Raw genomic sequence first — 22,528 nt, 5'->3', positions numbered from 1 at the left:
AAAGACGGCCACGGGGCGACCCGACCCCAACAAGGGCCGAGCCGATAAAGGCACTGGCTTTTAACACGCTGTTGAGTTCTCAAGAAACGGACACCCACCGCGCCGAACCCCTGCTCACGCAGACCCGGCTCCGGGGCAACCCTTCTAACTTACCCGATCCGCTCCCGTTGTCAAGCCGATCAGCGAAGATCTTTTTGACGATCGGAGGCGCACCAGCCCCCACGGCGACGACACACCCCCAGGACGAAAACCTGGCGAAAATCGTTCCGTAGGAGATGCCCTGCGGGCCGGCCACCTCGCGGCGTCCTGCATCCCGGTCTTGGGCTTTTCGACCATCCTACACCAGCCCGAGCGCCGCTCGAACCGATTTTCGGAGGTCCGCTCACCCCGTGGGCCGTCCGCCACATCGGGCGTCCCGCATCCCATCGGGGGCGTCACACAGGACCAACCCGGCTTGCGGCTGGGTCATTCCTGGTGGCTTCCCCTAGACCGGCCGCCTTGCGGCGTCCCGCGTCCCTCGGGGCAAGAGAGACATTAAGGTCCGCCATGGGCATCGTCAAATCGCCGCGCTCGGTCCCCTCGCACACTTGTCACCCAGGAACACCATCGGCCTCGCTGACCTCGCATTCGCGCACTACGTGCGCCGGGTCACAGTGAGGTAGCGTGCGCAGGCAGACAGCTCGTCCAGCGGCGACGCCCCGCCGGGGCGGGCGGTGGCTCCCGGCACGACACCCCGCCGAGGTCAGGAGGAACACCTCGTGAATGTGCCCGTCGCCATCCGCGCGTCCGCGGAACGTCTCGTGGTCGCCGCGACGATGGGGCCGACGATCCATGACGTCCACGCGTGGCGCTTCAAGGTCGTTCCTGGACTGGTCGAGGTGCACGCCGACCCGGACAGGTTCCGGCCCATGCACGACCCCTCGGGGCGGGGCCTGCATCTCAGCAGCGGCGCCGCGCTCGTGAACCTGCGGCTCGCCGCCGCCCAGCTCGGACATGAGGCCGTGGTGCGGCTGCTTCCCGACGCCGCGCGTCCATCGGTCCTCGCCTCCGTGCGCCTGGCCGGACGCCACCGGGTCACCCGCGAGGAACGGCTGCTCTACGCCGCGACGCTGAAGCCCTTCCTGGCGAACCGTGCCGCCTCAGGCGCCCGGCCGGCGCTTCCCGTCGTCAACGAACTGGGGGAGGCGGCCCGGCTGGAAGGAGCGGCGCTCCATCTGCTCACAGGGCCCGGATCGCAGGAGGCCGAGGGCCGCCGCGCCGTTCTCACGACCTCCGGCGACTCCCCCGCTGAATGGCTGCGCGCGGGCCAGGCCCTCCAGCGCCTGCTGCTGAGCGGCATGGCCCGCTCGGTCTCCGTCTCGTTCATGTACGAGACGGTCGACGTGCCGGGGGTCGAGGAAGTGACGGCGCCGGGCGAGGTGCCGCAGGTCCTCCTCGAACTCTGCCAGAGCGTCGGCGCGGACCTAGGCGAGCCGCCGGTACGTCGACAGAACGAAGGACAGCGGCGCCGGCACCGGGTCAGGTAGCCGCCGAAGCCGCTCCCGGAGCACGTCGGCCGGGACGTGATGAGCGCTCGGCCCCATCCCCACGAGCGTCGCCGCCTCATCGTGGTACAGGACGGCCTCCACGTCGATCTCCTGGCGGGAGTCGAACTTGAAGTAACCCGCGAGCGCGGCGTCCATGCGTTCGGTCTTGCGCTCGTCGACGGAGAGCAGGCCGAGCGGCTCCACGAGAGTGCCGAGATGCCGGAGCGACGGGGTCACGGTGAGCAGGAGCCCGTCGTCGCGCAGGACCCGGTGGAACTCGGCCGCATTGCGCGGGGCGAAGACGTTCACCACCGCGTCGGCGACGCCGTCACGCAGCGGGAGCGGCCGCCAGAGGTCCGCGACGACGGCCCCCGCGCGGGGATGAGCCCTGGCCGCGCGGCGGGCCGCGTGCTTGGAGATGTCCAGTGCGAGACCGACCGCGCCGGGTGTCCGGTCGAGTATCCGGCCCAGGTAGTGGCCGGTTCCGGCGCCGGCATCGACGACGAAGGAAGGGGCGGCGCGGGAGACGCTCATCGCCAGCCTGTCCACAGGGGCGGCGAAGTGGCCCGCCTCGAGGAACGCGTCTCGCGCACGCACCATCTCCGGGGTGTCGGCCGTTCCCGGGCGGGCGTTGCCGGGCAGGAGGTTCGCATAGCCCTGTCGCGCGATGTCGAAGGCGTGCCCGCTGGGGCAGAGGAGTCCGCGGTCGGCCAGTTCGAGGTCGGCTCCGCACACGGGGCACACCAGATAGGGGACGACATCGGCGAGCATCCGTCCATCATCGTCCATCCGGGCGGCCGATCGGGCGTCACCGTCCTGTTCTTTGCCCTCGTGCCGCCCGCTCGCCGCCCCTGCGTCCGCCGGACGTCGCGTCCGCGCAACCTTGCGCCCTCAGTGCCGCCGGGTAGTCCCGGCGCCGGGACCCGGGGTCAGGCCTCCGCGCGCCGGCGGACGTCCTCCATGTCCAGACCGCGGACCTGCTCGATCACGTTCTCCAGCACCGGCTCGGGCACGGCGCCGGGCTCGGCGAAGACGATGAGACCGTCCCGGATCGCCATCAGCGTGGGGATCGACCTGATCCCGAACCGCTCTGACAGCTCCGGCTGGGCGTCGGTGTCGACCTTCCCGAAGACGATGTCCCCGTGCTTGCCCGCCGACCTTTCGAAGACCGGCGCGAAGCGCTTGCACGGACCGCACCACTCCGCCCAGAAGTCGACGAGCACGATGCCGTCGGCCTGAGCGACCTTGTCGAAGTTCTCAGCGGTGAGTGTGACCGTGGCCATGTCGGTTTCTCCTCAGTCGGGGTACAGGACGTAGAGCGGCACACAGCCAGGCAGTATTCCCCACCCGGGAATCACAGAGCGGTAATTAGCGTTCTCCTCCTAGGGAGATCGCACCGGAGAAGGGTCAGGATGGCTGCAACCCGTACTAAGGGCGACAGGGTCGAAGTTCCCGACAAGGACCTAGTCGGGGCGTACCTCGACCGGATCGGCCGTACCCCCCTGCTCGACGCGCAGGAGGAGGTCGATCTGGCCAAGGCGATCGAAGGGGGCCTGTACGCCGAGCAGCTCCTCGTGAACGGGAGTGCGCCCGAGGGCGCGACCCGCGAGGAGCTGGAGGAGCTGGCCGCGGCGGGGCTGCGCGCGAAGCAGCGCTTCGTCGAGGCCAACCTGCGGCTCGTGGTCTCGATCGCCCGGAAATATCCGACCGACTCGTTGCCCCTCATCGACCTCATTCAGGAGGGGAACCTGGGGTTGATGCGCGCGGTGGAGAAGTTCGACTACCGCCGCGGCTTCAAGTTCTCCACGTACGCGACCTGGTGGATCAGGCAGGCGATCGGGCGTGGGCTCAGCCATACCGCCCGCACCATCCGGCTGCCGGTCCATGTGGAGGAGGAACTTTCCCGGCTGCGGCGCGCGGAGCGCCAGCTGGGCCGCGAACTCGGCAGGGAGCCGACCCGGGAGGAGCTCGCCGGGACGCTCGGCGCCGAGGCCGACCATGTGGACGAGCTGCTGCGCTGGCGGCGCGACCCGGCGAGCCTGGACGCGACCGTCGACGACGCCGGCGAGACGCCGATGGGCGACCTGCTGGAGGATCCGGAGGCCGTCACGCCGGAGGCGGAGATCCTCGCGCTGGACGACGTCGAGGGCCTCGCCCGGCTGCTCGACAGGCTCCCGGAACGCGAGTCGGCGATCCTGCGCGCCAGGTTCGGGATGGACAGCGGCCAGCCGCTGTCCTACGCCCAGATCGGCGCCAGGTACGGCCTGAGCCACAACCGGGTGCGGCAGATCACCGACCGTTCGCTGCGGCGGCTGCGGCAGCTGGCGAGCGAGACGGATCTGAGCGGCCGCAGGACGGTGGCCGGCTCCACCCGGGAAACCGCGGGCGCCGGGAGCCGCGCCGCCTGACGGAGCCCACGCCGACGTGATCACGGACCGGGCGGCCCCGAAACGGGCCTCCCGGTCGGCGTGCCCGTCCCCGCCGCGCCGCCGCCCGGACGGACTCGCCGTCCGTTGCTGGGCGGGCGGTGCCATAGCCTTTCCGCGTGAGTACTTCCGCCGACATCGGGGACCTCGACGCCTGGCGCGCGCTCCCCGCCCTTCAGCAGCCCGAATGGGACGATCCGGACGAAGTCTCGGCGGTCGCCGCCGAACTGGCCGCCCAGCCCCCGCTCGTCTTCGCCGGCGAGTGCGACCAGCTGAAGGCCCAGCTCGCGGACGTCGCGCGCGGTGAGGCGTTCGTCCTGCAGGGCGGCGACTGCGCCGAGACGTTCGAGGGGTCGAACGCCGACGCGGTGAAGAACAAGCTGAAGACGCTGCTGCAGATGGCGGTCGTGCTCACCTACGCCGCCAGCGTGCCGGTCGTGAAGATCGGCCGGATGGCGGGCCAGTTCGCCAAGCCGCGCTCGAAGCCCGTGGAGGTGCGCGGCGGCGTCGAGCTGCCCGCCTACCGGGGCGACGCCGTCAACGGTTTCGGGTTCGACGCCGCGTCCCGCCGCAACGACCCGAACCGGCTGCTGAAGGCCTACCACTGCTCGGCGGTGACGCTGAACCTGTGCCGGGCGTTCACCAAGGGCGGGTACGCCGACCTGCGGCAGGTGCACGCCTGGAACCGCGACTTCGTCCAGCGGAGCCCCGCGGGACGCCGCTACGAGCAGCTCGCGGCCGAGATCGACCGGGCGCTGACGTTCATGAAGGCGTGCGGAGCGAATCCCGACGAGTTCCATGGGGTGGAGTTCTACTCGAGCCACGAGGCGCTGCTGCTGGAGTACGAGCGGGCGCTGACCCGCGTCGACCACCTGAGCGGCCTCCCCTACGACGTTTCCGCGCACTTCCTGTGGATCGGCGAGCGCACCCGGCAGCTGGACGGGGCGCACGTCGAGTTCCTGCGGCACATCCGCAACCCGATCGGGGTGAAGCTCGGCCCGACGACCTCGGCGGACGACGCGCTGGCGCTGATCGAGCGGCTGAACCCCGACCACGAGCCGGGCCGGCTCACCTTCATCACCCGGATGGGCGCGGGCAAGATCCGGGAGGCGCTGCCCCCGCTGATCGAGAAGGTGCGCCAGCACGGCGCGCCGGTCGCGTGGATCTGCGACCCGATGCACGGCAACACGTTCGAGGCGCCCAGCGGGCACAAGACCCGGCGGCTCGACGACGTCCTGGACGAGGTGGCCGGCTTCTTCGAGGTGCACCGGGCGCTCGGGACCCACCCGGGCGGCATCCACATCGAGTTCACCGGCGACGACGTCACCGAGTGCGTCGGCGGCGGCCAGGGGCTCGCCGAGCACGACCTGCACCAGCGGTACGAGACGGCGTGCGACCCGCGGCTCAACAGGGGCCAGTCGCTCGACCTCGCGTTCATGGTGGCCGAGCTGTACCGCAAGTCGGCCTGACCGTCACGGGGCGGGCGCGTCCATCTGCCGTGTCACCGCGGGTGGACGCGCTCCCGCCGGAAGCCGGGCGCGACGGCCTGCCCCCAGTGCGGCTGCCTCCAGGACGGCCGTTCCGTCACGGCGCGTTCCGCCGGGAGGCCTGGGTCAGATGTCGACCTCGGCCCACACGACCTTGCCGCCGGTCACCGGGTCGGCTCCCCATGAGTTCGCGAACCTGTCGACGATGAACAGGCCGCGGTGCGACTCGTCCAGCGGGCCGGGGACGGTCAGCCGGGGCAGCTGCGCGGCGCGGTCGCGGACCTCGACCCGGACGCGGCCGGAACCGCGCAGCAGCCGCAGTTCCAGCGCGGTGCCCGCGTGCCGGACGGCATTGGCGACGAGCTCGGCCACGATCGCGGTGACGAGCTCCTCGCGCTCCATCAGCGCCCAGGTGCGCATGGTGCGGGCCGCGAGGCGGCGTGCGTACTCGACCGCCTCGGTCTGCGGCGCCGCGCGCAGTGTGGTCTCGGTCATCGGGTCGGTCACTCCGCCCGCTCGCCGTTCTTCATCGTCTCCCCTCACCGTCCATCGGCCGGTGCCTCCTCCGTGGGGCCCTCGATCAGGAAGCGGTCGAGCCCGGTGGTGCGCAGCACGTTCTCGACCCGGCCGTAGGCGCCGGTGACGGTGAGCTTCGCGTTCTGCGCGCGCGCGTGCTTGTACGCCCGGACGAGGACGTTCAGGCCGGAGGAGTCACAGAAGTCGACCGCCGCGAGGTCGACGACGACCGCCCGCTCTCCCGCGTCCACGAGCTCGGTCAGCCGAGTGCGCAGCTCTTCGGAGGAATGCAGGTCGATGGAGCCGCGCGCGGCGATCGTCGCGCGGCCGTCCTGTCGTGTCGTGTGCAAGGCAAGCCCCACGCCACCCCACCTTACCGATTGTTGGTCTCCATCATGACGCCCGTAGAACGATCAGGGCAATGTCATCGTTCGACGGCTCCGGGCCGAAGTCGCGCACCGCGCGTTGGATCCGCGCGGCGACGGCGCCCGCGCTCAGCCCGGTGCAGCCGGCGAGCAGCCGTTCGAGGCCGTCGCCGTCACCGAGCAGCCGGCTCCCGGAACGCCGCTCGGTGACGCCGTCCGTCACGCAGAGCAGGACCTCGCCTCTGCGGAGGTCGACAGTGTCGGTGTGGAAGTCCACACCGTCGAAAACGCCGAGCAGCGCCTGGGCCGTGGCCGCCTCGCGCACGCCGCCGTCGGGGTCGAGGACGAGCGGGAGCGGGTGCCCCGCGCTCGTCAGCCGGATCCGGACGCCGTCGCGGCGGCGGGCCTCGATCTCGCCGTGCAGCAGGGTGAGCAGGCGGCCCCGCTCCCCCTCGCCGAGGATGAGCCGGTTGAGCCGGCCGAGCACGGCCGGGACCGACATGTCCTCGGCGGCGAGGATGCGCAGGGCGTGCCGGGCGAGGCCGGTGACGGCGGCCGCCTCGGGGCCGGTGCCGCACACGTCGCCGATGGCGAACCGCCAGCGGGTCGAGGACGCGGAGCCGCCCGGGCGCGGGACGCTCTCGAACACGTCGTAGAAGTCGCCGCCGACCTCGCTGCCCTCCCCCGCGGGCTCGTACACCACCGCGACCTCCAGGCCGGGGATCTCGGGGATGCCCGGCGGCAGGAGGCTGCGCTGCAGGGCGCTGCTCATGGCGGTCTGCGCGGAGAACAGGCGCGCGTTGTCGACGGCGAGGGCGGCGCGGCGGCTGAGCTCCTCGGCCAGCTCGACGGCGCTGCGCGGGAAGCGGTCGCCGGGCGGGCGGCCGATGACGATGGTGCCGACGCTACGTCCCCGGGCGATCAGCGGGAACGCGTAGACGTGGTCGGCGGCCGTCCCGCCGGCGGCGGCCCGGACGTCCGCGGGGGCCGTGGCGAGCCCGGTCCACGGGCCGGGGCCGTCCATCGGCGGGGCGGCGCCCGCGTGCTCCAGCAGTTCGCGGAGCCCGTCGGCGCGGTTCTCGTCGGCGTGCCACACGTAGGCGAGCCGGTCGGGCTCGGCCTCGGTGACGGTGTAGACGGCGCACCAGGTGGCCAGGCGCGGGACGACGAGCTGGGCGACCAGGGCCATGGTGCGCTCCTGGTCGAGGGTGCCGGCGAGCAGGTCGCTGGCCTCGGCGACGAAGCTGAGCCAGCCGCGCCAGGACCGTTCCAGCTCGCCGACCCTGGCCTTCTCCAGGGAGAGCGACATCTCGTCCGCGAGCCGCCCGAGCCGGATGCCGTCGGCCTCGTCGAAGCGGCCCGGAACGGAGGACACGGCCACGACGACGCCGGTGAGGCGTCCCTGGGACTCCAGCGGCGCGGCGGCCAGGGACCGCGCCTGCAGGGCGGCGGCGGTCGGGTCGGGGTCGGCGGCCACCCAGGGCGAGCCGGCGCGGGCGGCGGGGCCGAGTCCGGCCACCGACAGCTCGCCGAGCGGCAGCTCGGCGGCGGTGCCGGTGGACGAGCCCATGATCATGCGGCCGTCGCGCTCGGTGAGCAGGACGGCGGCGCCCTCCGCGCCGAGGATCTCGCGGACGGTGGCGACACCGTCCTCCATGGCCTCCACGGCGGCCGGGGAGCGCAGGAGCCGGTCACCGGCGACGGGCATGTCGCCGGCGTCGCCGCCGAGCCCGCCGTCGCGGCCGAGCCCGCCGTCGCGGCCGGGCGCGCCGGCGGCGTCGCGGGCCTCGCTCCGGTCGCGGTCCGCGCCGTCGCGTCTCGCGCGATCACGGGCGGCGCGATCACGGGGCGTCCGATCACGGACGGCGCAACCGGTGGGTCCGTCGCCGGCGGCCTCGGGCTCGCTCCCCTCGGCGGCCTCCGCGGCGGGCCCCGGCGCGGGGCCGGCGGCCGCGTCGGGCCGGGGCAGCCGGAACCAGACGCCCTTGGTGCGGCGGTCGTAGGAGACGCCCCAGGACGCGGCGAGCCGGGCGATCGACGGCAGCCCGCGGCCGCTGGAGGCGGTGACGCCGGGCATCTCGATGCCCCGGGTCGGGTGCCGGTCGCGGACCTCGATCTTGATGTCGCCGTCCTCCAGCCGGCAGGTGACCTCGAAGGAGGTGCCGGCGTAGGCGATCGCGTTGGTGGCGAGCTCGCTGGTGGCCAGCACGGCGTCGTCGGCCGCCTCGTCCATGCCCCAGTCGGCGAGGACCTTCCGGACGAACCGGCGCGCGTCCGCCACCGCCGCGGCGGCGGACGGGAAGGTCGCCGACGCCGTCTGCCGATCCAACTGTCGTCCCTTTGTTCGAAGCGTCACAATCCGGGCCTGGCTATCGTGACAGACGGTCGGCCGCGCGGCCACGAGAGCCGTGAACCGGGGGCTCCGCGAAGCGTCGGCCTCGGCGAACGCGACCCCCCGCCACGACACGACAGACCGTAACACGAAGACTACAAGCGCTGATGCACGGTCATCGACGTCTGACCACGGCCTGGTCCGCGAAAGGGCCCGGCCGTCGCCCGGCGACGTAGAGTACAGGTGCGGCCGGAAAGGGCCCAGGGGAACCGGACGTGGGCCCGGAGCAGGAGTCCGTGGTATCCGGATGTTGGACGTTCGCGGGCCAGGAGGATGAAGAGAATGCCGCGTACCGCGTCACGCGCCCGCCTCGGCGGGTACCGCGACACGACCCCGCGTTACAGCGACGCCGACCTCGAACCGCTGCTGAGGGCGCTCGTCGCCGTGCGGGACGGCAGGGCGAAGACCGAGCTGGACGTGCCGGGTGACGGCGCCGTGGCGGACGCCGCGGCGATCCTGGAGGAGATCCGGCAGAACGGCCATGAGCTCGCGTCGGGGCTGAGCCGCGTCCGGCGGGAGATCGGCCGGGAGGGGAAGCTCCGGGGGCGGCTGACCACGGGCCCGCTGCGCGGTACGTGGGCGACCGCGGTGGAGGACGCCAACGCGGTCATCGACAAGCTGACCGACCTGGCGACCGGGATGAGCCGGGTGGTGGAGGCCGTCGCGGCCGGGGACCTGAGCCAGCGGGTCGAGCTGCGGGTGCGCGGGAGGCCGATGCGCGGCGAGCTGCTGCGCATGGCGAAGTCGGCCAACGGCATGGTGGAGCTGCTCGACCAGTTCACCTGGGAGGTCACCCAGTTCGCCCGCGAGGTCGGCACGGAGGGCAGGCTCGGCGGGCAGGCGCCGGCGCGCGGCATGACGGGCCGCTGGCGGGACGTGACGGCGTCGGTGAACGTGATGGCGAACCGGCTGACGTCGCAGGTCCGCGACATCGCGGAGGTCACCACCGCGGTGGTGAAGGGCGACCTGACCCGCAAGGTCACGGTGGAGGCGAGCGGTGAGCTCCAGGAACTGAAGCTGACCGTGAACACGATGGTCGACCAGCTGTCGGCCTTCGCGGACGAGGTCACCCGCGTCGCCCGCGAGGTCGGCACCGAGGGCCAGCTCGGCGGGCAGGCGCATGTGCGGGGCGTCAGCGGCGTCTGGAAGAACCTGACCGACAACGTCAACGCGATGGCGAACAACCTGACGAGCCAGGTCCGCAACATCGCGCAGGTCACCACCGCCGTCGCCGAGGGCGACCTCGGCAAGAAGATCACCGTCGACGCGCAGGGCGAGATCCTGCAGCTGAAGAACACCGTGAACACGATGGTCGACACCCTGTCGGCGTTCGCGGACGAGGTCACCCGCGTCGCCCGCGAGGTCGGCACCGAGGGGCGCCTCGGCGGCCAGGCCCGGGTGCCGGGCGTGAGCGGCGTGTGGAAGGACCTGACCAACAACGTCAACGGCATGGCGTCCAACCTGACCTACCAGGTCCGCAACATCGCGCAGGTCACCACCGCCGTCGCCGAGGGCGACCTCGGCAAGAAGATCACCGTCGACGCGCAGGGCGAGATCCTGGAGCTGAAGGACACGGTGAACGCGATGGTCGACACGCTGTCGGCGTTCGCCTCGGAGGTGACCCGCGTCGCCCGCGAGGTCGGCACGGAGGGACGCCTCGGCGGTCAGGCGATCGTCCCCGGCGCGGGCGGGGTGTGGCTCGACCTCACCGACAACGTCAACTCGATGGCGAACAACCTGACCAACCAGGTGCGCGGGATCGCCACGGTGACGACCGCGGTGGCGCAGGGCGACCTGACGCGCAAGATCGAGGTCGACGCGCAGGGCGAGATCCTGCAGCTCAAGGACACGCTGAACACGATGGTCGACACGCTGTCGGCGTTCGCGGACGAGGTCAGCCGCGTCGCCCGCGAGGTCGGCACGGAGGGACGCCTCGGCGGCCAGGCGATCGTCCCCGGCGCGGGCGGCATGTGGAAGGACCTGACCGACAACGTCAACGGGATGGCGTCCAACCTGACCTACCAGGTCCGCAACATCGCGCAGGTGGCGACCGCGGTCGCGCACGGCGACCTGACGCGGCGCATCGACGTCGACGCGCAGGGCGAGATCCTGGAGCTGAAGACGACGCTGAACACGATGGTGGACACGCTGTCTTCGTTCGCGTCCGAGGTCACCCGGGTGGCTCGCGAGGTCGGCAGCGAGGGGCGTCTCGGCGGGCAGGCCGAGGTCGAGGGCGTGTCGGGCACCTGGAAGCGGCTGACCGAGAGCGTCAACGAGCTGGCCGGGAACCTGACCACGCAGGTGCGCGCGATCGGCGAGGTCGCCAGCGCGGTCGCCACCGGCGACCTGACCCGGACGATCACCGTGGAGGCGCGCGGCGAGGTCGCCGAGCTGTCCGACAACGTCAACCTGATGGTCGCGACGCTCCGCGAGACGACCCGCGCCAACCAGGAGCAGGACTGGCTCAAGACCAACCTGGCGCGGATCGGCGGGCTGATGCAGGGCCACCGGGACCTGCTGCAGGTCGCCGACCTGATCATGCGGGAGCTGACGCCGTCGGCCAGCGCCCAGTACGGGGCGTTCTACCGCGCCGAGGGCGCGGGCGACGAGACCGAGCTGGTGCTGATCGCGGGGTACGGGACGCGCCGCAACCGGGTCGGGGCGGTGCGGTTCGCGCCGGGCGAGGGCCTGGTCGGGCAGGCGGCGCAGGAGCGCCGGCCGCTGCTGATCGCCGACGCGCCCGCCGACTACATCAAGATCGGGTCGGGCCTGGGCGAGGCGTCCCCGGTCAACATCATCGTGCTGCCGATCGTGTTCGAGGACGAGCTGCTCGGCGCGATCGAGCTGGCCTCGTTCGGCCGGTTCAGCGACGTCCACCTGGCGTTCTTCAGGCAGCTGATCGAGACGATCGGGGTGACGCTGAACGCGATCCGCGCCAACGCGCGGACCGAGGCGCTGCTCGGCGAGTCGCAGCGGCTCGCGCAGGAGCTGCAGGAGCGGTCGGACGAGCTGCAGCGCCAGCAGGGCGAGCTGCGGCACTCCAACACCGAACTGGAGGAGAAGGCGGCGCTGCTGGCCCAGCAGAACCGCGCGATCGAGATCCAGAACTTCCAGATCGAGCAGGCGCGGCGGACCCTGGAGGAGCGCGCCGAGCAGCTGGCGATCTCCTCGCGGTACAAGTCGGAGTTCCTGGCGAACATGTCGCACGAGCTGCGCACGCCGCTGAACAGCCTGCTGGTGCTCGCCAAGCTGCTGTCGGAGAACCAGAGCGGGAACCTGACCGACAAGCAGGTGGAGTTCGCGCGGACGATCCACGACTCCGGCACCGATCTGCTGGAGCTGATCAACGACATCCTGGATCTGGCCAAGGTCGAGGCGGGCAAGATGGAGGCGCACCCGCAGCGGCTGTCGGTGTCGGCGCTGGTCGACTACGTGGAGGCGACGTTCCGCCCGCTGTCGGTCGACAAGGGGCTGCAGTTCGGCGTGGAGGTGGCGCCGGACGTCCCCGCCGCGCTGAACACCGACGAGCAGCGGCTGCAGCAGGTGCTGCGCAACCTGCTGTCGAACGCGGTGAAGTTCACCGCGGAGGGCGAGGTGCGGCTGCTGATCGAGCGGGCCGGCGACATCGACTTCACGCTGCCCGCGCTGTGGAACACCCCGGACGTGGTCGCGTTCCGGGTGATCGACACCGGGATCGGGGTCAGCGCGGACAAGCTGCAGGAGATCTTCGAGCCGTTCCAGCAGGCCGACGGCACCACGAGCCGCCGCTACGGCGGCACCGGCCTCGGCCTGTCGATCAGCCGGAACATCGCGCGGCTGCTCGGCGGGGAGATCCACGCGGAGAGCCAGCCGGGCCGCGGCAGCGTGTTCACGCTCTACCTGCCCGCCCAGTACAGCCGGCGCGAGGACCGGCGGCGCCCGGCGGCGCAGGAGGAGTCGCTCGCCGCGCCGGAGGGCGGGCACGGCGCGGACGCCGGGCACGGGAACGGCGGCGGGGTCCGGCCGCCGGCCGCCGCGGCCGCCGAGAACGGGGTGCTCATCGAGCAGGGGCCGCCCGCCGCGGAGTCCGAGCCCGCGCTGAACGGCCTCGTGGAGGAGCCCCCGGCCGACTTCCTCGACACCGTCCTGTCGGGGCGCAAGGTCCTGATCGTCGACGACGACGTCCGGAACGTGTTCGCCCTCACCAGCGTCCTCGAGGGCTACGGGATGGACGTCCTCTACGCCGAGGACGGGCAGGCCGGGATCGAGGTCCTGCACCGCAATCCGGACGTGGCGGTCGTGCTGATGGACGTCATGATGCCCGGCCTCGACGGCTACGCGACGGCCGCCGCGATCAGGGCGATGCCGCAGTTCGCCGAGTTGCCGATCATCGTCATCACGGCGAAGGTGATGAAGGGCGACCGGGAGAAGAGCCTCGACTCCGGCGCGTCGGACTATGTGCCGAAGCCCGTTGACGTGGACCATCTCCTTGACGTCATGAGGAATTGGCTGCAACCCTCCATCGTCCGCTGAGGAGAGGAGGCGCCCGGGCACTAGGGTCGCCGCAGGGGGCTCATGCGCCGGGCGATGGCGGGGACCGGAATCGGAGAGACGCGCGTGGACGACAAGGCGAAGATCCTGCTCGTGGACGACCGCGAGGAGAACCTGATCGCGCTGGAGGCCATCCTCAGCTCACTCGATCAGGACCTGGTCCGGGCGCGGTCGGGTGAGGACGCGCTGAAGGCGCTCCTCACCGACGAGTACGCGGTCATCCTGCTGGACGTCGTCATGCCGGGCATGGACGGGTTCGAGACGGCCCGCGACATCAAGCGCCGCAAGAAGACCCGGAATCTTCCGATCATCTTCCTCACGGCGGTGAACAGCGACCCCGACTACGCGTTCCGCGGCTACGCGGCGGGCGCGGTCGACTTCATCTCCAAACCGTTCGACCCGTGGGTGCTGCGCGCCAAGGTGTCGGTGTTCGTGGAGCTGCACACCAAGAACAAGCAGCTCCACGAGCAGGCCGCCCTGCTGCGCGAGCAGTCGGCGCTGCTGGACGAGCGCCCCGACCAGGACACGGTCCGTGACCGGCTCAGAGCGGTGGAAGAGCAGGCGGAGGCGGTCGGCAAGCACATACCGCCCGCCCGCCGCGACGAGTTCGACGAGCTGACCCGCCGCCTCACCGAGCTGCGCCGGACCCTGGACGGCGCGGAGCCTCCCTCCTCCTGACCCGTGCCCGGCCCGTGGGGCCGGACCCGGATCGCGGAAGCGTCAGGAGGAGGCTTCGAGGCGGGCGCGGGCGGCGGCGATGCGGGCGAGGGTGCGGTCGCGGCCGAGGATCTCCAGGGACTCGAACAGCGGCAGGCCCACGGTGCGCCCGGTGACGGCGACGCGGACGGGCGCCTGCGTCTTGCCGAGCTTGAGGCCGTGCTCGGCGCCGATGCGCTCCAGCCGGTCCTTCAGCTCGGCGGCGTCCCACCGGGCGTCCCGGTAGGCGGCCTCGGCGGCGGCGAGGATCGCGGCGGCGGGCTCCTTCATCGCTTTGTTCCAGGACTGCTCGTCGGAGGGCGGCTCGTCCAGGAACGCGAAGTCGATCATCTCGACGATCTCCGACAGCAGCGCCACCCGGGTCTGGGCGAGCGGCGCGAGTTCGGCGAACACCGCCACGTCCACGTCGAAGGGGGCGCGTTCGAGGAAGGGCAGGCACTCGGCGATGAACTTCTCGACGGGCAGCGCCCGGATGTACTCGCCGTTGATCGCGCGGAGCTTCTTGACGTCGAAGAAGGCCGGCGAGGTGTTGACGTCCTCGATGCGGAACTCCTCGACGATCACGTCCCAGCGGACGATCTCGCGGTCGGCGGCCGGGGCCCAGCCGAGCAGCATCAGGTAGTTGCGCATGGCCTCGGCGAGGTAGCCCTCGTCGCGGTAGTCCTCCAGCGCGACCTTGTCGCGGCGCTTGGACAGCTTCTGCCGCTTCTCGTTCACGATGACGGGGATGTGCGCCCAGACGGGCGGCTCGCCGCCGAGCGCCTCCCACAGCAGCTGCTGCTTGGGCGCGTTGGACAGGTGCTCCTCGCCGCGCACCACGTGGGTGATGCCCTGGCTCATGTCGTCGACGGCGTTGGCCAGCAGGAACGTGACCGAGCCGTCGGCGCGGGCGATGACGAAGTCCTCCAGGACGGCGTTGTCGAAGACCGGCTTGCCGCGCAGCAGGTCGACGACGGTGGTCTGGCCCTCGTCGGGGGTGCGGTAGCGGAGGGCGCGTCCGGGGCCGGGCTCCAGGCCGCGGTCGCGGCAGAAGCCGTCGTAGCCCTTGTGCTGGTCGCCGGTGCGGGCGACGACGGCTTCGCGGCTGCAGTCGCAGTAGTAGGCGCGGCCGGCGTCCTTCAGCTTCTGGACGGCCTCGGCGTGCCTGTCGGCGTTGGCGGACTGGAAGTAGGGGCCCTCGTACTGCTCGCCGTCCATCCCGAGCCAGGCGAGGGCGCGGATGATGCCCTCGGTCCATTCGGGGCTGTTGCGGGAGGCGTCGGTGTCCTCGATGCGCAGCACGAGCGTCCCGCCCGACTGGGCGGCCATCACCCAGTTGAACAGCGCCGAGCGGGCGCCGCCGACATGGAACATGCCGGTCGGTGACGGGGCGAAGCGTACGCGGATCGAAGAGCTCGAAGACATGTCTCAAGGGTAGAGCGCGCGGGCCCCCGCTCGCGCCGGGACCCGCGCGGCGGGGCGGCGTTTCAGGGCTTCCAGTGCGGGTCGCGGCCGGACGCCCCGAGGACGCGGTCGAGCAGCGGCGCGTCCTCGGGCACGGGCACCTCGGCGCCGAACACCCCGTACCGGCGGCTCATCTCCGCCATCGGGACGACCTGGTCCCATGCCGTCCGCACCACCTCCGGCGAGAACCCCGGATCGCGGCCGGTGGCGACGGCGAGGTCCCAGCCGTGGAGGACGCACTCGACGAAGAGGATCCCGGCGATGAACTCGGCGGGCATGCCCTCCCCGGTGCCGCTGAGGCTGGTCCTGCCCTCCCAGGCCGCCGGGTCCTGCCACGCCTCGGCGGTCTTCCTGGCCTGCTCCCCGAACCGCTCGGCCCACCCCGGTTCGGCGGTGAAGTCGTGGTCCTCCCCCGGCCCGGTGACCGGCGCCCGGTGCGCGGCGGCCTCGCCCCGCCCGTTCCAGAGGATCAGGTGGTTGACCAGGCCCCGCACGTCCCAGTCGGGGCACGGGGTGGGGTCGTCCATCCGCGCCGCGGGGACCTCCAGGACGATCCGCGCCGCGGCCTCCGCGGCGGGAAGCATCCGGCTCCGGACATCCATGATCTCTCCCTCGCTCATTCGTTCGAACACATGGCCACGCTAGGACGGGCCCGCGGCGCCGTCTTGTACAAACGCGACGGCGTTAGCCTGAGACGATGGAACGATCCCTACCCGGTGGGACGCGCGGCATCCTGCGGGCGCGGACGGGCCTGGAGCGCTTCGGGGTGGAGCGGATCGCGCCGGCCGAGGCGCTCGCCCCGTTCGTGGAGAACTTCTGGGTGCTGCGGTGGGATCTGCGGGGCCGGCCGCCGCACCGGCAGCGGGTGCTCACGCGGCCGTCCGTCCATGTGACGTTCACCAGTTACCTGACCGGCGGGGCGACGCGGGCGCGGATCGTGGGCGTGGTGCGCGACGACTTCGTCGAGGAGATCCACGACGAGGGCCGCGTGGTGGGGGCCGCCTTCCGGCCGGGCGGGTTCAGACCCTTCATGGACGGGTCCGTCTCCGCGCTGACCGGCCGGTTCGCGGGCGTGGACGAGGTGTTCGGCGCGGCCGGTCTCGCGCTCGCCGATGAGATCTTCGCTTCGGCCGGCGCCGAGGAGGCGGTCGGGCGGCTGGAGGCGTTCCTCGCCGGAGCGGCCCCCGGACCCGATCCGCAGGCCGGGCGGGCCGCCGCCATCGTCGAGCGGATCGCGGCGCGGCCGGGCCTCGTGCGGGTGGACGAACTGGCGGCCGACGTCGGGCTCGGCGTGCGCGGCCTGCAACGCCTGTTCCACGAGTACGTGGGCATCGGCCCGAAATGGGTGATCCGGCGGTTCCGGATGCAGGAGGCGGCCGAGCGCGCGGCGTCCGGCGGCGAGGTCGACTGGGCGGACCTCGCCGCCGAGCTGGGCTACGCCGACCAGGCGCACTTCACCCGCGACTTCACCGCGGCGGTCGGGACGCCGCCCGCGCGGTACGCCCGCGAGGCGGGTCCTGGCAGTATCGAGGCATGACCGCCCCCCTCGACCCCCTCGACCCCCTCGATCCCCTCGACGACCTCGCCGCCTTCCGGAGGCTGGCGGCCGCGAAGCTCGGCTCCTTCGCGCACACGACCGTCCCCGACGCGCCCGGCCTGCGCCGCGCCGGCGTGGTGCTGTGCGCGGTCGAGCACGACGGCGTCCCGTCGGTGATCCTGATCAAGCGCGCGGACCGGGGGCGGAACGCGGGCCAGTGGGGGCTGCCGGGCGGGCGGCTGGAGGACGGCGAGACGCCCGAGGAGGCGGCGCTGCGGGAGCTGCACGAGGAGATCGGCCTGGCCGCCGGGTCCGCCGACGTGCTCGGCCGGCTCGACGACTTCCCCGCCGCCTCGGGCTTCGCGATCACCCCGGTCGTGGTGGTGCTGGACGACCCCGGCCCGCCGGCGCCGAGCCCGGACGAGGTCCAGTCCGTCCACCACGCGAGCCTGCGGAGGCTGGCGGACGACGACACCCCGCACTGGGTCCCGCAGCCGGACGGCGGCAGCCTCCTGCAGATGCGGCTCGGCCCGAACTGGCGCGTCCACGCCCCTACGGGCGCGATGCTGTGGCAGTTCCGCGAGGTGGTGCTGCTCGGGCGGGACGTCAGGGTCGCCGACTTCGTCCAGCCCGACTGGACGCGCCGCTGACCGCCGGCCCGCGGATCCGTCAGCGGGAGATGGCGCGGAGCCAGGTCGCGGCGGCGGCGAGGTGCTCGTCGGTGAGGCCCGTCAGGGGGTCGACCTCCACGAGGAGGTGCTCGGCCGCGTCGGTTTCGGCGGCGATGCATTCGGTGGCGTCGGGCTCGTCCTCGAACCAGACGAACGGGCGGCTCTCCGCCCACGCGGCCACGTGCCGGGCCTTCCACGCGCCGAGGGTGCCGCCCTGCTCGGCGCCGGGGAACCGCGGGATGGGGACGAAGGGCAGTTCCGGCAACCCGATCCTGGGCGCTATCCAGACGTTGGCGTTGTCGCACCAGTAACTCGCCCAGGCCAGTTCGGCGCCGGTGGATTCGGCGAGATCGAGCAGGGACGGGCCGTGCGCCGGGTTCAGCCACAGCCTGAACATCCTGCCGTCCGGCACGCACCGGTGCCGTTGGAACCCGCGATGGGGCCTTTCGAAGGGATTGAGAACTCCGTCCACGTCCAGCAGAACCACCGGCGATCCCATACTCCGGACCGTACGTCATCGAGGACCCGCCGTCGAAGGTCATTTCCGCGTCCGAGTCTTGACCGGCGCTCCGCCGGGCATCCTCCCGTCATGTGCCGGTTGTTCGGGATGACCACGGGCGGTCCCCGCATCCACGCCACGTTCTGGCTGCTGGACGCGCCCGAGAGCCTGGAGTTCCAGTCCCGCCGCATGCCCGACGGGACGGGACTCGGCTGGTTCTCGCTGGGCGAGGAGCCCGTCCGCGACCGCGCGCCCGTCGCGGCGTTCAAGGACGCCGACTTCAACGCCGAGGCGCGCAACGTCGTGTCGCACACGTTCGTGTCCCATGTCCGCTATGCCTCCACCGGACGGCCGGAGGTCCACAACTCCCACCCGTTCGTCATGGACGACCGGCTGTTCGCCCACAACGGCGTCGTGCGGGGGCTCGACGACCTCGGCTCGTGGCTCTCCGACGTGGACCGGGCGCTGATGCAGGGGCAGACCGACTCCGAGTTCGTCTTCGCCTACATCACGGCGGAGATCCGGCGGCACGGCGACACCGCGGCCGGGTTGATCGCGGCCGTCCGCCGCATCGCCGCCGAACTGCCGCTGTTCGCGTTGAACATCCTGCTCGCCGAGTCGGGGCGGCTGTGGGCGCTGCGCTATCCGGACACCCACGAGCTGTGGGTGCTGAACCCCAGGCTGGAAAAGCCGGGACCGGCCCGGCACCTGGCCTCCGACCGCGAGCCCGGCCAGGTGAGGGTGTCGGCGCACCGGGAGGCGTGCCCGGCGGTCGTCCTCGCCAGCGAGCGGATGGACGACGACCCGGGCTGGCGGCTCCTCGCCCCCGGCGAGCTGCTCACCGTGGACGGGCTGGAGTCGTCCTCGGCCTTCCCGTTCGACGAACCCGCGCATCGGCTGACGACCGCGGATCTGTCGCCGGCGGAATCCACGTCCCAGACCTGATCGACTCCCGCGCCGGGACGTAAGGTGGACGGCCGAACCGCTTGAGGAGCCCGGATGACGCATGAACTCACGCTGATGGCCGTCCACGCCCACCCGGACGACGAGGTGCTCGGCACCGGCGGGCTGCTCGCCCGCAGCGCCGCCGAGGGCATCCGGACGGTGCTGGTCACCTGTACCAACGGCGAGCAGGGCGACGGCGAGGGCGGCGCGAAACCCGGCGACCCGGGACATGACGCCGAGCAGGTCGCGCGGCTCCGCCTCGCCGAACTCCGCGAGTCGGCCGGACTGCTCGACATCGGCCATCTGGAACTGCTCGGCTACCGCGACTCCGGCATGGACGGCTGGTCGACGAACGAGGATCCGCGCGCGTTCGCGAACGTCCCCCTCGACGACTCCGCCGGGCGGCTGGCGGAGCTGATGGAGCGCTACCGCCCGCAGGTCGTCGTCACCTACGACGAGAACGGCGGCTACGGGCATCCCGACCACATCCAGGCCCACCGCATCGCGCTGGCCGCGGCCGAACGGACCGGCGTGCCCGACAAGCTCTACTACACCGCCATCCCCCGCTCGGGGATCAAGCAGATGTTCGACACGATGAAGGAGGCGGGCGTGGAGATCGACTTCGACCCGCCGGACGACTTCGGCACCCCGGACGAGCTGATCACCAGCGTGGTGGACGTCGCCGCGCACGTGGACGCCAAGCGCAAGGCACTGGAGGCGCACGCCAGCCAGGGCGAGAACATCTTCCTGCTGCGGATGCCGGAGGAGCGGCAGCGGGCGGCGTTCTCCTTCGAGACGTTCGTCCGGCACCTTTGCCGTGTGGAGGCCCCCGACCAGGAGGACGACCTCTTCGCCGGGCTCAGGTAGCCCGGGTGGCGCGCTGCGCCCGGTAGTGGTCGAGGACGTCCTGCCTCAGCAGGTACCCGAACCCGGCCCGCTCCAGGCGCAGCGCCAGCGCCGCCCTGTCGGCGCCGAGGGCGGCGGCCGTGGCGCCGAGCCGCCAATCGTGCTCGGCGAGCCTGCTGAGCAGGTAGCCGCGCCTGGTCTGGGCGTCGGACAGCCGGAACGACTTCAGGTAGGCGACGCGGCCGTCCCCGTCCGTGATCGTCTCGCCGATGTGGTTCTCGTCGCGCAGCGCGAACGACGGCAGGAACCGCGCGAGCTCGAACCCGCGCAGACGCTGGACGACCTGGCGGGAACCGTCGCCGTCGAACAGCCGCCCGGCCATGACCACGTCGTGGAAGGACGCCCACTCCTCCTGGCGCAGCTCCGCCGCGGCCCGCAGGTCCGCCAGGGAGCGGATCTGCGTGTCGTCGACGCGCCCGGACAGGTCGCCGGCGGGTGCGCCGAGCAGGCCGTAGGTATGGATCAGCTCGCCGAAGAGATCCTCGACCAGGGTCGGGTGCAGCGCCCGGTAGTCGTCGTGGTGCGGGACGACGAACGCGCTGGCCAGCGCGTCCGCGACGTAGACCATGGCGCCGCACTGCCCCGGATGGATCTCGAAGATCCTGAGCGCGTCCTCCAGCCCCCGCACCTGGAGCCCGAAGTAGGTCTCCTCGCATCGAGGAGACAGTCCGTGCGCGACGGCGTCGCGCGCCCACTCCTCCCAGGCGATCTCGGGGCCGCCGAAGTGGAGCGCGAGATAGCCCTCGACCGCCAGGTGCAAGGGAAGGAAGCGGAGCCGGTCCTTGCCCGCCTTCCGCGCCATGCGCCGCGTGGTCCGCACCGCCATGCGCGGGGGCGCGCCGGTGTCGCGCTCCAGCAGCCGCGTCCCGTAGGACGCCGAAGGCAGCTGGTCAGCGTCGCTCCAGGACGCCACGAAGGCGTGCGGGACGAACGAGACGTAGTAGGCGTCGCCGACGTCCACGACCGTCACCGGCTCCCCGTAGGCCTTCCGGTGCAGGCGCAGGTGGGGGACGGGCTCGTCGCGGATGAGCGGGACGAGCCGCACCGAACCCCGCACCTGTGCCGGGCCCGTTTCCAGGCCGTCCAGCTTGAAGGTCACGCGTGCTCTCCCAGGAAGCGGGCGGTCCGGTCGTCCAGGTGGGCCCGGAGCTTGCCGAACCCGACCCGCCCCTCGGCGAACCGGGCCAGCTCGACGAGCGTGGGCAGGTTCTCGGCGTCGCGGATGCCCGCCGTAGGCACGGCCGGCGCCAGCCTCCGCACGTCGAAGTCGTCCGCGTCGTAGACCGGGTTGAGATGCACGATCAGCATCCGGTGGCCGGGCGCCAGCCGGTGGCCGGGGTCGAGGCGCGTCCGCCAGATCCGCAGGACGTCCGCGGCGAGGCCCGACGGCGCGTTGTCCCAGCCGTCGGAGACGATGAGGAGCCGCTCGGGCGCGGTGTCCAGCGCATCGATGATCCGCAGGCCCAGCGGTGTGGGGCCGGACGGGTAGAGCAGCAGCTCGTCGGCGCGTCCCGACGTCCACAGCGGCGTGTACTCCTTCGCGAGCGCCTCCAGCAGGTAGTGCGCGGCGAGCGCGACCGCCAGCGGGCGGCGGCGCTTGTCCCCCGACCCGAGCGAGGAGTAGCTGTCGTCCAGCACGGCGGCGACCCGGCCCCACGACCCGCGCGCCGGCCCGGCCACCCGCCGCGCCGCGGTGCGCAGGGCCTGCGACAGTTCGGCACGCCGCCCGGACCTCTCGTCCAGCGGCAGGGAGAGCACGTACGACGCCAGCCGGGTGAGCGGCATCTCCCCCAGCTCAGCGCGGACGCCGCTCCCCTGCATGCGCAGTCGCTCCAGCCGCGTCATCCTGCGCTCGATGCGCTCCAGGAACACCTCGCGCGGAATCCCGTGCTTGGCCGCGAAACCCTCCGCGACCGTGTACGGAAGATCGTAGATCGCGGCCTGCTCGTAGTGCGCGCGGCGCCACTGCTCGAAGACCGGCGACCGGAACGACTTCACGCTGGACGGCGCGAAGAGAAAGTCGCTCTGCTCCTTGCCGAGCCGCAGGTGCGCGTGCCGCACGGCGTCCTTCACCGCTCCCCGGTACTTCACGAAGTCGAAGTCCGGGTCGCGGCGACCGGCCATCCAGTCGCGGACGATGGCGCGCGTCCGCCGGTTGTTCACGCCGAGCCGGCGCAATTCCCGGAAGACCCGGTACACGCGTTGCTGCGGCATCAGTTCCAGCCGCCGCGCGATCAGGCGCCCCTCCCGCCTGCGCTGTTCGGCCCCGGCGTCGCCCGCCCGCACCAGCAGATTCCGGATGATGGTCGCCGCGTTGTGGTCGTTGACGTCCAGCGCGAGCGCGGCCGCGTACACCTCCCGGTAGTTCTCCAGCATGTACTCGTGCAGGAAATCGAGGCTGAGGCGCTGCTCCCCGGCGTGGTGATGGAACTCCCGCTGCCCGGTGGAGGTGATCGCCGCGTTGACGAACATCAGCACGTCCTCGCACGCGACGAGGTCCGCGAACGTCTCGCTCATCTTTTCCCAGGGGTCGTCCGAGGGGCCGGGATGCCGGCCGGGGAAGGGTGG

General features: G+C 72.2%; 19 protein-coding genes. 9 read left to right on the top strand and 10 right to left on the bottom strand.

Features of this window, described 5'->3' with window-relative positions; translation table 11 throughout:
- Positions 1-758: 758 nt before the first annotated feature.
- Positions 759-1,526, top strand: coding sequence for a nitroreductase family protein (locus SM418_RS33990; protein WP_371945593.1), 768 nt, complete (start codon positions 759-761; stop codon positions 1,524-1,526).
- Here SM418_RS33990 and SM418_RS33985 read toward each other — a convergent pair.
- Positions 1,464-2,297 (bottom strand): putative RNA methyltransferase, encoded by an 834-nt coding sequence (locus tag SM418_RS33985; RefSeq protein WP_371966135.1) that lies wholly within the window; start codon positions 2,295-2,297, stop codon positions 1,464-1,466. The genes SM418_RS33990 and SM418_RS33985 overlap by 63 nt on opposite strands.
- 158 nt (positions 2,298-2,455) lie before the next feature.
- A complete protein-coding gene (gene trxA / locus SM418_RS33980) occupies positions 2,456-2,809 on the bottom strand; it encodes a thioredoxin (protein ID WP_371945591.1) in 354 nt (117 codons plus the stop codon).
- 129 nt (positions 2,810-2,938) lie between these two features.
- Between trxA and SM418_RS33975 the strand changes: the two genes are divergently transcribed.
- Together SM418_RS33975 and SM418_RS33970 are read left to right on the top strand one after the other, a co-directional pair.
- Positions 2,939-3,934: a sigma-70 family RNA polymerase sigma factor gene (locus SM418_RS33975; RefSeq protein ID WP_371945590.1), complete on the top strand. Its 996-nt coding sequence runs from the start codon at positions 2,939-2,941 to the stop codon at positions 3,932-3,934.
- Between the two features lie 137 nt (positions 3,935-4,071).
- Entirely contained in the window at positions 4,072-5,421 is a 1,350-nt protein-coding gene (locus tag SM418_RS33970; protein WP_371945589.1) for a class II 3-deoxy-7-phosphoheptulonate synthase, read from the top strand.
- A 144-nt stretch (positions 5,422-5,565) separates the two neighbouring features.
- Here SM418_RS33970 and SM418_RS33965 read toward each other — a convergent pair whose 3' ends face one another.
- From SM418_RS33965 to SM418_RS33955, 3 genes are read right to left on the bottom strand one after another with little or no spacing between them, the layout of a single operon-like run.
- Complete coding sequence (locus tag SM418_RS33965) at positions 5,566-5,934, bottom strand: ATP-binding protein (RefSeq protein WP_371945588.1); 369 nt, start codon at positions 5,932-5,934, stop codon at positions 5,566-5,568.
- A gap of 44 nt (positions 5,935-5,978) precedes the next feature.
- Positions 5,979-6,317 carry an STAS domain-containing protein gene (locus SM418_RS33960; RefSeq protein WP_371945587.1) on the bottom strand — a complete coding sequence of 113 codons (339 nt, stop codon included), beginning with the start codon at positions 6,315-6,317 and terminating at the stop codon, positions 5,979-5,981.
- Between the two features lie 31 nt (positions 6,318-6,348).
- A complete protein-coding gene (locus tag SM418_RS33955) occupies positions 6,349-8,649 on the bottom strand; it encodes a SpoIIE family protein phosphatase (RefSeq protein ID WP_371945586.1) in 2,301 nt (766 codons plus the stop codon).
- A gap of 345 nt (positions 8,650-8,994) precedes the next feature.
- Here SM418_RS33955 and SM418_RS33950 point away from each other — a divergent pair, with 345 nt between their 5' ends.
- Positions 8,995-13,224, top strand: coding sequence for a hybrid sensor histidine kinase/response regulator (locus SM418_RS33950; protein WP_371945585.1), 4,230 nt, complete (start codon positions 8,995-8,997; stop codon positions 13,222-13,224).
- A gap of 84 nt (positions 13,225-13,308) precedes the next feature.
- Positions 13,309-13,920: a response regulator gene (locus SM418_RS33945; protein WP_371945584.1), complete on the top strand. Its 612-nt coding sequence runs from the start codon at positions 13,309-13,311 to the stop codon at positions 13,918-13,920.
- Positions 13,921-13,962: 42 nt separating this feature from the next.
- Here the strand turns inward: SM418_RS33945 and gltX are convergent, their stop codons facing one another.
- Both gltX and SM418_RS33935 read right to left on the bottom strand, forming a co-directional pair.
- Positions 13,963-15,363 carry a glutamate--tRNA ligase gene (gltX, locus tag SM418_RS33940; RefSeq protein ID WP_371945583.1) on the bottom strand — a complete coding sequence of 467 codons (1,401 nt, stop codon included), beginning with the start codon at positions 15,361-15,363 and terminating at the stop codon, positions 13,963-13,965.
- 62 nt (positions 15,364-15,425) lie between these two features.
- Positions 15,426-16,004, bottom strand: coding sequence for a TIGR03086 family metal-binding protein (locus SM418_RS33935; protein ID WP_371945582.1), 579 nt, complete (start codon positions 16,002-16,004; stop codon positions 15,426-15,428).
- A gap of 95 nt (positions 16,005-16,099) precedes the next feature.
- Here SM418_RS33935 and SM418_RS33930 point away from each other — a divergent pair, with 95 nt between their 5' ends.
- Both SM418_RS33930 and SM418_RS33925 read left to right on the top strand, forming a co-directional pair.
- The gene (locus tag SM418_RS33930; RefSeq protein WP_371945581.1) at positions 16,100-16,939 is read left to right on the top strand and encodes a helix-turn-helix domain-containing protein; all 840 of its coding nucleotides are present in this window, start codon (positions 16,100-16,102) and stop codon (positions 16,937-16,939) included.
- Entirely contained in the window at positions 16,936-17,589 is a 654-nt protein-coding gene (locus SM418_RS33925) for an NUDIX hydrolase (protein ID WP_371945580.1), read from the top strand. Before SM418_RS33930 ends, SM418_RS33925 begins: the two co-directional genes overlap by 4 nt.
- Before the next feature lie 19 nt (positions 17,590-17,608).
- Here the strand turns inward: SM418_RS33925 and SM418_RS33920 are convergent, their stop codons facing one another.
- Entirely contained in the window at positions 17,609-18,109 is a 501-nt protein-coding gene (locus SM418_RS33920; protein ID WP_371945579.1) for an HAD domain-containing protein, read from the bottom strand.
- Positions 18,110-18,199: 90 nt separating this feature from the next.
- On the opposite strand from SM418_RS33920, the gene SM418_RS33915 reads away from it, so the two are divergent.
- Both SM418_RS33915 and SM418_RS33910 read left to right on the top strand, forming a co-directional pair.
- The gene (locus SM418_RS33915) at positions 18,200-19,054 is read left to right on the top strand and encodes a class II glutamine amidotransferase (RefSeq protein WP_371945578.1); all 855 of its coding nucleotides are present in this window, start codon (positions 18,200-18,202) and stop codon (positions 19,052-19,054) included.
- 54 nt (positions 19,055-19,108) lie between these two features.
- The gene (locus tag SM418_RS33910; protein WP_371945577.1) at positions 19,109-19,921 is read left to right on the top strand and encodes a PIG-L family deacetylase; all 813 of its coding nucleotides are present in this window, start codon (positions 19,109-19,111) and stop codon (positions 19,919-19,921) included.
- Here the strand turns inward: SM418_RS33910 and SM418_RS33905 are convergent.
- Together SM418_RS33905 and SM418_RS33900 are read right to left on the bottom strand one after the other, a co-directional pair.
- Positions 19,914-21,059 carry an ARPP-2 domain-containing protein gene (locus SM418_RS33905; RefSeq protein WP_371945576.1) on the bottom strand — a complete coding sequence of 382 codons (1,146 nt, stop codon included), beginning with the start codon at positions 21,057-21,059 and terminating at the stop codon, positions 19,914-19,916. The two genes, SM418_RS33910 and SM418_RS33905, sit on opposite strands and share 8 nt — an antisense overlap.
- Complete coding sequence (locus tag SM418_RS33900; protein ID WP_371945575.1) at positions 21,056-22,477, bottom strand: hypothetical protein; 1,422 nt, start codon at positions 22,475-22,477, stop codon at positions 21,056-21,058. Before SM418_RS33900 ends, SM418_RS33905 begins: the two co-directional genes overlap by 4 nt.
- Positions 22,478-22,528: the final 51 nt, after the last annotated feature.

The organism is Actinomadura chokoriensis, from assembly GCF_041463665.1.
GTDB lineage: Bacteria > Actinomycetota > Actinomycetes > Streptosporangiales > Streptosporangiaceae > Spirillospora > Spirillospora chokoriensis_A.
The sequence above is the reverse complement of the archived record's forward strand: the minus strand, read 5'-3'. Positions and strand labels throughout refer to the sequence as shown.